The 11,973-nt window shown below is 38.6% G+C and carries 11 protein-coding genes; 6 read left to right on the forward strand and 5 right to left on the reverse strand.

Features of this window, described 5'->3' with window-relative positions; translation table 11 throughout:
* Positions 1–178 precede the first annotated feature (178 nt).
* Positions 179–634, reverse strand: coding sequence for a PH domain-containing protein (locus tag ABD985_RS19025; RefSeq protein ID WP_345374556.1), 456 nt, complete (start codon positions 632–634; stop codon positions 179–181).
* A 351-nt stretch (positions 635–985) separates the two neighbouring features.
* Here ABD985_RS19025 and ABD985_RS19030 point away from each other — a divergent pair, with 351 nt between their 5' ends.
* A complete protein-coding gene (locus ABD985_RS19030; protein WP_345374558.1) occupies positions 986–1,375 on the forward strand; it encodes a VOC family protein in 390 nt (129 codons plus the stop codon).
* Between the two features lie 416 nt (positions 1,376–1,791).
* Here ABD985_RS19030 and ABD985_RS19035 read toward each other — a convergent pair whose 3' ends face one another.
* Together ABD985_RS19035 and ABD985_RS19040 are read right to left on the reverse strand one after the other, a co-directional pair.
* Positions 1,792–3,555 (reverse strand): alpha-amylase family glycosyl hydrolase, encoded by a 1,764-nt coding sequence (locus ABD985_RS19035; protein ID WP_345374560.1) that lies wholly within the window; start codon positions 3,553–3,555, stop codon positions 1,792–1,794.
* Between the two features lie 253 nt (positions 3,556–3,808).
* Positions 3,809–4,957, reverse strand: coding sequence for an HNH endonuclease domain-containing protein (locus ABD985_RS19040; protein ID WP_345374562.1), 1,149 nt, complete (start codon positions 4,955–4,957; stop codon positions 3,809–3,811).
* Between the two features lie 658 nt (positions 4,958–5,615).
* Here ABD985_RS19040 and ABD985_RS19045 point away from each other — a divergent pair.
* The 5 genes from ABD985_RS19045 (at position 5,616) to ABD985_RS19065 (ending at position 9,764) form a co-directional block, all read left to right on the forward strand.
* A complete protein-coding gene (locus tag ABD985_RS19045; RefSeq protein WP_345374563.1) occupies positions 5,616–6,230 on the forward strand; it encodes a uracil-DNA glycosylase in 615 nt (204 codons plus the stop codon).
* Positions 6,231–6,384: 154 nt separating this feature from the next.
* Complete coding sequence (locus ABD985_RS19050; protein ID WP_345374565.1) at positions 6,385–6,939, forward strand: hypothetical protein; 555 nt, start codon at positions 6,385–6,387, stop codon at positions 6,937–6,939.
* A gap of 14 nt (positions 6,940–6,953) precedes the next feature.
* On the forward strand, positions 6,954–8,156 hold the full coding sequence (locus ABD985_RS19055; protein WP_345374567.1) for a site-specific integrase: 1,203 nt from the start codon (positions 6,954–6,956) through the stop codon (positions 8,154–8,156).
* A 20-nt stretch (positions 8,157–8,176) separates the two neighbouring features.
* The gene (locus tag ABD985_RS19060; RefSeq protein ID WP_345374569.1) at positions 8,177–8,707 is read left to right on the forward strand and encodes a hypothetical protein; all 531 of its coding nucleotides are present in this window, start codon (positions 8,177–8,179) and stop codon (positions 8,705–8,707) included.
* An 82-nt stretch (positions 8,708–8,789) separates the two neighbouring features.
* The gene (locus ABD985_RS19065) at positions 8,790–9,764 is read left to right on the forward strand and encodes a hypothetical protein (RefSeq protein ID WP_345374571.1); all 975 of its coding nucleotides are present in this window, start codon (positions 8,790–8,792) and stop codon (positions 9,762–9,764) included.
* Between the two features lie 71 nt (positions 9,765–9,835).
* Here the strand turns inward: ABD985_RS19065 and ABD985_RS19070 are convergent, their stop codons facing one another.
* Both ABD985_RS19070 and ABD985_RS19075 read right to left on the reverse strand, forming a co-directional pair.
* Positions 9,836–10,489 carry a DUF4276 family protein gene (locus tag ABD985_RS19070; protein ID WP_345374573.1) on the reverse strand — a complete coding sequence of 218 codons (654 nt, stop codon included), beginning with the start codon at positions 10,487–10,489 and terminating at the stop codon, positions 9,836–9,838.
* The gene (locus ABD985_RS19075) at positions 10,486–11,586 is read right to left on the reverse strand and encodes an AAA family ATPase (protein ID WP_345374575.1); all 1,101 of its coding nucleotides are present in this window, start codon (positions 11,584–11,586) and stop codon (positions 10,486–10,488) included. Before ABD985_RS19075 ends, ABD985_RS19070 begins: the two co-directional genes overlap by 4 nt.
* Positions 11,587–11,973 lie beyond the last annotated feature (387 nt).

Below are 11,973 nucleotides of genomic sequence, written 5' to 3' on the forward strand. Positions count from 1 at the left end.
ACTATTGAATTGCATTAAGAGCTTGTTTGGAATACTGATTTAGATAGAGAAAATTTCTATAACCTGTTCAAATTGGCTCAAATTTGAGAAGAATAGTGGTTCTATTTACCGAAAATTTGAGTCGATTTGAACAGTGATTAGAGGAATTTTCTATCTGAAGACGTATTCTAAACAAGCTCTAAATACCATATTTTGAAGGGTTTCTGATTCCGTCAATGCAATTTTCAATACTTGGATTTATTTGAGTTAAATGATCAGCAAATTCCACTTTCTTTTTAGGAGAGATGATAACCACGTCATATTTCCCATAAGCTACTTCAACCCTATCTAGTGAAGGTGCAGGAGAAGAGATAAGATTATTTGATTTTTTAATAGACTTAATTTTCATAACATCAATTTCCTTACTGTATAGAAAGCCGCATCGAACCTTTAAAAGTCCCTGGTCTGTAATAGTGTACTTAGTAGAAAAGTTAAGATAAAGACAGAATCCCAAAACCAAAAGATGAATTCCTGCAACAGACACAATGGTCTCAGTAGATTCATTTTGGTAAATCATAAACAGAAGAATAGAAGACAAAATCAGTACTACAAATCCTATGATACCGTATCCAAATTTCGACTTATATGTTTTCATCTTTTTGTATTTAGAACATTAGAGCTTGTTTGGAGTACTGATTCAGAAAGAAAATCTCTCTAATAACTATTCAAATCAACTCATATTCTCATCAAATAGAACCACTATTATCTTCAAATCTGACTTGATTTGAACAGGTTATAGAAATTTTCTTTATCTAAATCAGTATTCCAAACAAGCTCTTAGTGAAACAAAAAGGATCTGAAAATAGATCCTAAATTACGATATACAAAATTGACAATAAACAAGTTACACCCCAATAAGTCAAAAAGAGAGCCTGTAGGAAAATATCCTTCCCTATTGCTATCCTCAGTCTTTTCACCCTTTTTTGCGAAAAAATATAATCATACGATGTCGCAAAGAATAGCTAATATTAACCTACTGGTAAGGGATTATGAAGAGGCCTTATCATTTTATACGACCTGCCTGGGATTTGAGATTGCAGAAGATATAGACAACGGAGAAGGTAGAAGGTGGATCCGTCTATTGCCTAGAAACAGTCAGGATTGTGCCTTGGTATTGTGTAAAGCAGAAACACCCCTTCAACAAGAAATCATCGGAAAGCAAGCCGGAGATGCCGTCTTGATGATTCTTTTTACGGATAATTTTCAGGAAGATTACGACCATATGAAAGCTCAGGGAGTTGTCTTTCTGGAAGAGCCAAGAGTAGAACCTTATGGCACGGTGGTGATCTTTCAGGATTTGTATGGGAATAAGTGGGATTTACTAGAGCCGAGATAAAAGGATACGTTAAGCTCAGAGCTTGTTTGAAATCCATAGTTTGAAAAAAACTTTCAGTAGCGTGTATCACGGTTTACTCAGTATGAGTGAAAACACATCACTAGTGGACTAAACGTTAAATAAACTGATAGTTTACTGCTATTTAGCTCTAAGAGCGTTTCGCCTTGCTCGTGCCTCGCAGGCTACACTGAACTCTTAGAGCAGATGTCTTTTTTATAAGGAAACTTAGCAATTGGCCCACTAGTGGGCTAAATACTAAGTTTTCTGATAGAAATAAAGGGACTACTTCCAAATGGATAAAGGAGGAAAAAAGAAGGATAAAGGAATAGAAACCTATGGATAGTAATCCTTTATCCTTCTTCCTTGAACCCCTTAAGAGCTTTTCCCTGCTTATAAGCCATTAACCGTGATAAACCCTAGTGAGCAGCTGCTCTTTCAATCAGTAATATTTCATTTTTGGTATTAAAACGCGCCACTCCATCCTTCACCTCCACCAACTCTCCGGTATAGGCATTTCGCAATAGTGTTCCATCAGCAAAAGCCTCTGCTACTTCCATTATTTCTACCTCTTCACACTTAATCTTAATGAGTACCGTATCGGAAATAGTTCTTTTCTGGTAAGTGCGGCGATAGGTATTCGGAGCTATCATTTCTTGTTTTCCGGCACCCACTGCCAAGTGTTTTTTGCGGAACTTTCCCAATTTTTGCCAATGAGCAAGCACATCCTCATTTTGTCTCCAAACAAAATCGGATCGATAGCCATGGGTTGGGTCTGTTGCTGCTGTTTTCATTTCTGGTCTAGTCACTTCATCACCGTAAAAGATCTGCACAGCTCCTGGAGCCAATAATAGGGCAACTGCCGCCTCTTCAATCTTGGAGAAGTCGGTATCTCGCTTATAGGTATTGTTCAGGAAACTAAGCGTACTCCAATTTGGATTCGTATTAAGAGAATCGGCATAATACTGCCAGAGCTGTCCAATGGCATCCAGGTTACCGTCTTTAGGAAAGGTAAAATTAACAATAGAGCTAAACCCAAGATTAGCATAATTGGAATAATAGCGAATGTCTGCATCCCAGATATCGCCCGTCATCCAGAAATCCTCTGTCCATTGAGAAGCCTCTTTGGATGCATTTTTCAATCGCCATCGATTTAAAGCCAAGTCACATTCTTCCTTAAGCTGTAACCAGCGAAAATCGTCCACATTTTCTACCACATCACAACGAAAGCCATCAATTCCAAACTCCTCCACCCAAGCGGCCAACCATTTAATCACATAATCCGACTGACTATAATCTGCGTTCTGTCTATATTTCAATGCCGAAGGGTTTACCCATGGCATAAAATCCTCCCCTTGTTCCATTGACCACTTATTGAGTAACAATGGCGGCAACCCCACTTTCTCTCTGGATTCCGTTCTAAAATCAGCGAGACCAAAAATACTTTCCGTCAATAGATCTTTATCCACTTCTTCGGGGGTACGCACCCAGTCATATCCCCACCACTGATTCCAAGAAGCACTTTTTGCCGAGTCAAAATGCTGTAAGTACCTATAGATTTGATAATGCTGCTTTTCTTCTTTTGAGTTGGTCAGTCCTCCAATATGCTCTACTGCTTCTGCTTCCGTGAGGTCTACCCCACCAAAATCGTATTGGACGGCATCCAGTAAAGTCTGGTACCCCGGATGATTAATCCCCGCATCCATAATCACACGAATTCCCTGTTCGTGTGCCCGGTCTACGAAAGTTCGAAACTCTTCAATTGTTCCAAAGTTCCGGTCCATGCTCGTGAAGTCCATAGGGTAATACCCATGATAGGCATAATGCGGAAAATCATTCGCATCTCCACCTCCTACCCAGCCGTGGATTTGTTCATATACTCCGGTGATCCAAAGCGCTGTTATTCCCAAGTCACGAAAATAGCCCTCCTCTAGTTTTTGTGTCAGTCCAGCGATATCTCCCCCATGAAAAGTCGCCACATTTTTCAGAGAAGAACCATAATCATTCTTCCGGCCATAGTTCTCATCATTATTGATATTTCCATTAAAAAACCGGTCGACGTAAACAAAGTAAACCGTTGCATTGTCCCAGCTAAAAACATCCCGCTCCTCCTCCTGTTGGACACTACAGCCCCCCAATAAAAAGGATAGAATCCCTAAAAAGTAAAGTATCTCATTTTTCATTTGTCCAGTTTTTAATTCAGTTATTTCTGGGCAAGATGCGATGCTTTCTCTCAGTAAAAAATGATGGTGGTCGTTCGTTTGGGGTTAGTCTTCATCAAAAAAATAATAAGCATTATTCTTATGCGATTAAAATGATAGTTTGATATATATCCTTTTCACCTGGCCCCTTCATATTCCCCTAACACCTCGGAATCAAGTGACTGTGAGATCGACTCCACCACAATGGACACTTTTCAATATAGAATTCACTTACTTACCGATTTAAGCCCAACCTCCAACCTCTTTCAAACCCCATGCTCCCTGCCATCTGTTCATTCATCTTAACCTTATCTCCCAACTTACTAGCAAACTGATGATGAGGAATATTCAGCAATTCTCCTTCAGAACACTCAAAAAGCTGTAAGTAGTCTTCCATTATTTTCTGCTTCGTATCTTTCTTGATATGGGCCCTGACTACTGTCTGAAAAGCATCATATTGCTGTACCTGAAAGGATTCCAGATACTTTTCCAAAGAAGGTAACGCATTACTTTTCGAGGAGTTGACACTGGCTGATATAGGAGTAAGGTTCCACAGTTGATCGTGTACCACATAGCTCCATGGAATAAAATGGTCAATGCTATAAGGGATAACAATCTCTTCACCTGAATAAATACACTTGGCACTTTCGCGGTGCTGTAAATAGATATCCCAAAAAGAACGGGCAAGTTTTAAGTCTCTGGATTTTCGCTTTTCCAGCTTATGCACCAGTCCTACGACATTTGGATTATGCTTTTGCACATAATTCAATAAATGCCAAAAAATGAATCCTCTTAAAATAGGCTGATGTTGGAGGAAATACTCCTTCCATGCTCCGTCCAATTCTATCCCCCGCTCGGTATAACGATAGAATACTTTTCCATATCCTATCCCATAGTATTGCCCTGCCAGTTCCTGAATTTTTTTATTTTTCCGATGATCTTTTATCCCTTTTAGTTCTGCACTAAAAAATGGGCTTTGAAACCGATAAGGAACATTGGCTTTCAGAATAGCATACATCATGCGATACATCTCCCTATACTCCTCTTGTTGTAATCCTTCATTAATTTGCTCAAAAAGTGGGCGGGCATTTACCCGATGATCTATTTCTATTCTACCTGAAAGGTATTCCGCCACCTTTTTAAAGGCATCATTCTTCCCAAAAGACAGTTTATAAAAATCCAATGGGTACCACACATTGGATACCATTCTGGTAAAAAGTTCCTCATAAGAAATATGAAGAGCTTCAGGGCTGTCCTGTATATGATCCAAAATGGATAGAAACCAGTAAAACTTATAAGACTTATCGGTATTGTCAAAACAACGAGATAAAATACCTACTGGCAACGATTCATGAGTGGGAAGTGAATTTGAAAAAGTATCCATAAAGCCGCTTTTAATACTGATTAAACTATACGAAAATACAATAACCTTAATTAATCACTTAAAAACAGCTATAAATACTTCTTTCTTTCTCTTATACACTTTCTTTTTCTCCACCTCTATATGGACATGCTCATGGTAATCAAAACGAGTCAATGCCTCGTAGCTTAGAGCTTGTTTGGAATACTGATTTAGATAAAAAAATAGATTTAAAAGATCTCCGCAACAGGGCTCGTTTTAGCATAGAGAGGTACCGTAACCTCAAACGTGACCCAAAGGCATCTGTAACCGAATTTGTAACCTTGACTATTTTCAACTATTAAAAATGCTGGAAATCAACACATTGCAAAAAACAGTTAATTATAGAAGGGTAAATAGCTGCTTTTCAGACCTTTAAATGAGATTCAGTAGCACCACCAGAAGTCCTTAATTTTTTACCCGTTTTGTACTATATTTATTCCTATATACAAAAACAACGTTTTACGAAGTATACGATAGGATTATCTTTCATCACTTTTACACAGTTTTATCATAAAACTCTGTATAAAGTATGTATATTACTACTCTAAAGAATGGTCTATTATGTATGGGCATACTCCTATCTATAGCGACTACTCTACAGGGTTTTCATCACTATTTTCAACTATAAAAATACAACCAATTGGATTCAATCAAAACTTTCATTGACGAACTTTCTCAACAGGTCGTAAGCGAAGAAGCAACTAACCTTTATGCCGGAAACTCTAAGGAAAGTAAAATCAGAAGAGCGAACCTTGAAAAGTACCTAACGCATATGTACACTCTTCAACCAGAAGTACTACTGTTGGGAGAAGCACCAGGCTACAAGGGGTGCAAACTAACAGGTATCCCCTTTACCAGCGAAGAGATTGTAGCTACTAATCCTTTCTTCCAATCTCAAGAATACGATTTTGTTAATGCTAAGGATGCTCTTGAAAAAGAGAAGTCTGCCAATATCGTTTGGAAAGAACTAGACAAATATAACCAGAAGCCCTTAATCTGGAATATCTTTCAATTTCATCCGCATACCAAAGATAATCTCCTGACCAATCGTGCTCCTAAAAAGGCTGAATTGGAACTGGGAAAGACTTATCTGGTAAAGCTCCTTGAGATCTTTAAAGTGAAGAAGATTCTTGCCATTGGCAGACAAGCAGAATCTCAACTGAAGGATCTTCCTTATGAGTCGATTTACGTACGTCATCCTTCTTATGGTGGAAAACCCTATTTCGTAAAAGGGCTTGCAGAGGAAATGATTTGATAGCAAGTAACTTTCCAAGTACTACTCATTATTCATATATATAACTTGTCTTTACATTTTAGAACTTATGAACAGACTGCTTTCTTTATTTATCTCGACTACGATCTTCCTTCTTATGGCTTGCTCCACAAACAATGACAAAGAAGTAATCGCCATGAAAACTCAAAATGCTATTCCTAAAACCCTAGAGGAAAGCAATACAGAATCATTATCTGATGCTCTTTGGATGAAACGAAGAGGCTATGGCAAAAACATCATTGATGATTTATTCAATGAAAGACTTGAGAATGATGCTCAATTACAACAATTGATGCAAGCCATCAATGACACAAATACCAATAACCATGAGTTGCTCAGTGATTGGAAGCAATTTCAAGAAAATAATGAGCGCTTTTGGAATAATGTCCATTTCTATCTCAAACAAATCAATGACTCCACTCAAAGGAAACACATGGCTGCTGTTTTTGAAGAAGCCCAGGCTACATATAACCGTAGTGTTGCATCACACGAAGCAAGTACTGATATGATTCAACTTAGAAAAGATCTCTTACACGATCAAAAGGTAATGATGAAGCTGTTGATTTCATTATCTATGATGAGAGGTTATCAGGAAGAAGAACTACCAGACCTTCAAAACTTGACCAGAGCCATAAATAATTACGATACACTTTTAAATCAAATCGCTCCATATACCTCAATGCCTAACTAATTACTTGACCAGCTATGAAACTCAACTTCTACCTACGCAACCATCGAAAAGGAAAACCTTCCAGCGTGGCACTTTACCTTTCCCTCAATAATAAGCAATATATCTTTGGAACGGGAATCACTTGTATGCAAAGCAAATGGGACAAGCGAAAGCAACGTACCCGTACCGATTCCAAAAGCAATACCGTACTTTCCAAGATTGAAGCGAACGTTCAGGAATATCTGTCAGATATAGCGATGAGTGGAAAGCCTGTTGGTATTGAAACTCTGAAGCAGGAAATCAAAACGATTATCAACCGACTCAAAGGAAATGTGCTTCTCCTGGAAGATGAGTCTGCCAAGTTCTGGGAAGCATGGAAGGAGTTTGTTCAGGAAAAAGAAGCAGAGGTGACCGAAAACCGGATGAAGAAGATCCGTACTACTGAAAAGCATCTCAAAGGGTTTGAGGAGATCTACCTTAAACTCTCTTTTGATCGTATGAGTCCGGAAACCTATGCTTTAATTACCGAATACTTACTCTTTCACGTAAAATTGGTGAATAACTCAGCCAAAACCTATATCGTCACCACTAAGGCATTTTTAACCTGGTCCAGAAAAAGAGGTTATCACAACATTACTTCCCATGAAGAATGGAAGGCCAGAGAAGATAAGACCGATTCCATTTCTCTTACAAAAGAGGAATTAAAACGCATCATTGATGTGGAATTGGAAGATGAACGTCTAGACCGTGTACGGGATCTTTTTGTGTTTTTATGTCATACAGGCCAACGTTATGGAGACACTCAAAAGCCCCTGGATATCCGTAATGGTTTCTGGTATAATATCCAAAATAAGACAAAAGGTACTCGTCCAGTAGAAATCCCTTTATCTCCAAAAGCACAAGAGATTTTAAGGAAATACAATGGAAAGCTTCCCAAGATCAGCAACCAAAAAGCTAATGACTACCTCAAAGAGATTGGTCAACTAGCAGGCATAACGGATACCATGCATACTCGTCGCTTTAGAGGAAAAGAGCCTATTGATGAGACTTTTGAAAGATGGGAAAAACTTTCTACCCATGTAGGAAGACATACCTTCTCTTCACTGGCAGTTTCTTTGGGGCTTAGTGATGAATTAATCAAGTCTGTAACAGGGCATAAGGACCAAAGAAGCTTTGCTACTTATGTGAATATGAATGGTGAACAAAAGAAGAAGGCTTTGGAAGGGGTTTGGGAATAAGAACTACAAATAGCTGCGAGATGAAAATTCTAAAACTAAATAATGATGGGACGCTAAGACAGTCTGATATTCTCCATTTTGGAGGCCGTTATTCTTTCTGGGAAAAGCTCCGGGGTAAAGGGAGTGGCACACCTAAAATCAAATACATTGGAGGGGTAAAAGTGCTTGATGATATCATTCTAAATGGTCAAACAACCTATGCCAATATTGAGCCTTTTAAAGGTGGTTTAGTTGTTTACCTGAATATCAATAATACTATCAAAGCTGTTGGGTTCAAACTGTGTGATCTGTCTGATATTTCACTCACTGCCTATAGAATTGAAATGAAGGATAGATATCGCAATAAAAAAACGATTGTACACAGAGGAAAATTGATCATTCAAGGAAATAACACTTCGATGGAGTTTGATATATATACCAGTCTCTTCAAACGAATACTTCTATTCTTATCCCAACCTAAGCTAAAAAGCTATTTCAGGTATGCTGTTAGCTTAAATAAGCCGGAAAAAGATTACGCACATTTGACGATGGGGGTATTGGGACAAATATGAAAATAACTGCTCAGCATAAAAGGATTATTTACCACCCACACAGAGAGACAGTAATTAAATAGAAAACATCAACAACTATCAAATGAAAGTCACTTACAAAGAGTATCTTATTGAGGTACTGAATGAGTACGACTACTCAGTGCATTCAACGGATAATATCAACAGCTACCAGCTTGAATACTCTAAAGGGGCTATTGTTCAGGAACGGATTCACCCAATCAGTAAACATGGCATTCGTGTAAAAGACTTGGCTCTGGAGCATGAGCTGTCCAGTGCTATATTATGTGAATTCAAAGGAGCTACAAGCGTTCATAAAAAGTCCTTTTATATTGATCACGATAAGATTTGGATATGTGTATGCAATGCGATCTATTGTCTAGGTATACCTAACCTAAAACTCATATGGTATGGACAGTACGACCCAGCGACTAACATATCCCTTCTTCCATTTATGGATGACTTTATCATTCATGGAGAACTAGAAATCATACGAATTAACCGTGATGGAGAAATACAATGGAAATTTGATGCGCCAGATATTTTTATAACGGAAAGTGGAACCGAGAACTTCAGAATACACGAAAAAACTATAGAAGTAGAGGATTGGCAAAATACAGCCTATACGATTGATGAGAACGGGATAGGAGTAATAACAATGGAGCCAAGATTTCACCTTGAAGTTCAGCAAAATAAGATTATACAGTGGATTGAAGAATGGCTGAGATTACTTGAAAAGGGATCATTTAATAGAGCATTCAATACCATTCTACATGACCCTTATTATCAATGGACTCCACAATTGATGGAAAATGTAATTTCAAATTATGGATTTCCTGAAGACACTATCGGAAAGTATCGTATTGAATTTCCTCAAGGGGAAGACTCTTCCTATGCACAAATTAATTTTTGGTGGGATTCTTCATCTCAGAAGAAAGTAGCAATCATTGAATATGAAGTTCCTCTTAATGGAACCTGGAGCGATCTCACAATCTCATTCGAAGTCAAAGAAAATAGAAATGTTTTCGAGATTACACTCAACGATATTCATGTTATGTAAAAAGGTCTTAAATGCAGACAACTTCTTGTATATAGATTGTCTACTCAGTGCGTAGACAATCTATATAAATCTCAGAGACTCTTTAACTTCCCCACCCATACAGCAAATCTTGGACAAGCAGCCATAATATTCTCCAGTCCAATCTCAGAAGCAATCATACTGCCATACAGCACTTTATTATACCCCTCTATACTTCTCTCCAATCGCTTAGAAGGTGCTGTGGTACGACCATTGTTAATCATCTCCGGATTTTGCTCCCGAAAGGTTTCTTCCAGGTAAGCCTGATCCTTTATTTCACGAGGTAGAAAGCTATTCAATAGCACTTCCTTATTCGTAAACAATAGGGCTTCAAACTCATGAAGCTGTATATAAGGAATAAAGCGAGATTGCAGCTCAGGCGAAAGACTATCCTTCATTCCCTGTTCCAGGATACCCATACGAATTGACTTATCCATCACCTGCTCTGCCCGATCCCATTCCGGAAACTGATGCTTTTCCATTAAGCCATAATAGTCCATCAAAGTGGTTACAAATACAGCTGTATCTTGACGAAGATATGTCTCTACCTCCTTCTTAATGACAGACCAATCCGCTATTCCCCCTCTTGTTTTCTTAATGCGAGGCGTATCAATAAATATCTGTTTCTGTGCCAGGAATGGAGACAATACATCTTTACAAAACTCCTGTTCCGTCTCTCCTTCACAAATAATAATCAGTCTTCTCATTTGGTAAATGGTTGTGCCGAATGTATGATATTTCTTCTCCAAAGGTCTCCCAGGCTATGTTCCTGTAGCCATAAATCCAGTTCCTTCTCTTCCAGACGTTGGAATATGGATTCGCTATTATGACTATCCCGGTCTACCGTCACAATATCATCAGGCTCAAAACAGTCTACCAGGTTAACCGACTGGGTAGAAATGATTACCTGAGCCGTTTGGGAAACTGCCTGTATCATTCCTGCCAATTTAGTGATCGCCATAGGGTGCAATCCTAACTCAGGCTCATCAATCACAATCACAGAAGGAGGTATAGGCTGCATCAATACCGTCGCCAAAGCAATAAATCGCAAGGTTCCGTCGGATAATTGGTAAGCAGAGAAATTAGAATTCAAATCATTCTTGTCTACCCATCTTAACTCAATTTCTCCTTGCTTACCTGGGGTCATGCTAGGCGTTAGAATAAAGTCATAGATATAAGGAGCTACAGACTGTATTGTCTTTAGAATACGCTTATAGATAATCGGCTGCTCCGCTTTTAATCGGTAGAGAAAAGCCGGTAAGTTTCGTCCATCACTCTTGAAATACTGATTATCCTCCACATCACACCCCCTTCTCAAATAAGAGGTGGAAGAGGTATCATGGAAATGGAATATCGCTATATCCGACAAATACTGATGCTCAAAAGCCTGATGTTTGGTAATGTGGCTTTCCTCATAAGGCCCCGTGATCGTATAGTCTTTCTGTTGATCTCCTTTTTGGATATTCTGGGCAGAAGCTTCCTGATCTATAAACAACCCTTCCTGCTTGGAAGCCCTTAGATCAAACCAATAGGCACTTTGATGTCCATTCCCCTCCGAGAAAAGTAATTTCCCGTAAAGGTGCTCTGTCGTCTTTCTTCCAAAGTACAGCAAGCTATCCGCCTTCCCTTCTTCCAGGACAAAGCGTTGCAATTGCTTGCCGAAAATCGCTCTCAGCAGATTAAAAAAAGAAATGAAATTGGATTTCCCCGCCCCATTGCTGCCAATCAGCACATTGATAGGACGAAGCTCCAACGCCAGCTTCTTAATGGATTTGTATCCTTGTATTTCTATATGATCTATCATACACTACCTTATTTCCATGTACTCGCTTAACTACTAAACAACCTAAATCAGGTAAATCGTTATGTTTACAATGATAATAGGTTGGGGAGATTTTATCGAAAGATAGTACTATAAATATTTTAATTAGCCTATTGATGAAACTCTCCAGTGATAGATAAAGCTATTTACAAATATGACAAACGTACCTTCTCAACTCCAGCTGTTTCACTAGGACTTAGTGATGAATTGATCCGGGCGGTTACCGGTCATAAAGATCAGAAGAGCTTTGCTTCTTATGTGCGAATAAGTGGGGAGCAGAAGAGGAAGAAGGCTTTGGAAGTAAAGTAACTGAGCTTTCGCTCATTGAAAATTTTGATTTAAGATATTCGTTCTAAGGCGCTATCTTTA

The organism is Algivirga pacifica (genome assembly GCF_039543525.1).
GTDB lineage: Bacteria > Bacteroidota > Bacteroidia > Cytophagales > Flammeovirgaceae > Algivirga > Algivirga pacifica.

Excerpts from the sequence above, each read along its gene's own strand:
- ABD985_RS19030 (WP_345374558.1), top strand. The coding sequence starts at position 986 with ATGTCGCAAAGAATAGCTAATATTAACCTACTGGTAAGGGATTATGAA.
- ABD985_RS19060 (WP_345374569.1), top strand. The coding sequence starts at position 8,177 with ATGAAAATTCTAAAACTAAATAATGATGGGACGCTAAGACAGTCTGAT.
- ABD985_RS19065 (WP_345374571.1), top strand. The coding sequence starts at position 8,790 with ATGAAAGTCACTTACAAAGAGTATCTTATTGAGGTACTGAATGAGTAC.
- ABD985_RS19025 (WP_345374556.1), bottom strand. The coding sequence starts at position 634 with ATGAAAACATATAAGTCGAAATTTGGATACGGTATCATAGGATTTGTA.
- ABD985_RS19040 (WP_345374562.1), bottom strand. The coding sequence starts at position 4,957 with ATGGATACTTTTTCAAATTCACTTCCCACTCATGAATCGTTGCCAGTA.
- ABD985_RS19070 (WP_345374573.1), bottom strand. The coding sequence starts at position 10,489 with ATGAGAAGACTGATTATTATTTGTGAAGGAGAGACGGAACAGGAGTTT.
- ABD985_RS19035 (WP_345374560.1), bottom strand. The coding sequence starts at position 3,555 with ATGAAAAATGAGATACTTTACTTTTTAGGGATTCTATCCTTTTTATTG.
- ABD985_RS19055 (WP_345374567.1), top strand. The coding sequence starts at position 6,954 with ATGAAACTCAACTTCTACCTACGCAACCATCGAAAAGGAAAACCTTCC.
- ABD985_RS19075 (WP_345374575.1), bottom strand. The coding sequence starts at position 11,586 with ATGATAGATCATATAGAAATACAAGGATACAAATCCATTAAGAAGCTG.
- ABD985_RS19050 (WP_345374565.1), top strand. The coding sequence starts at position 6,385 with ATGAAAACTCAAAATGCTATTCCTAAAACCCTAGAGGAAAGCAATACA.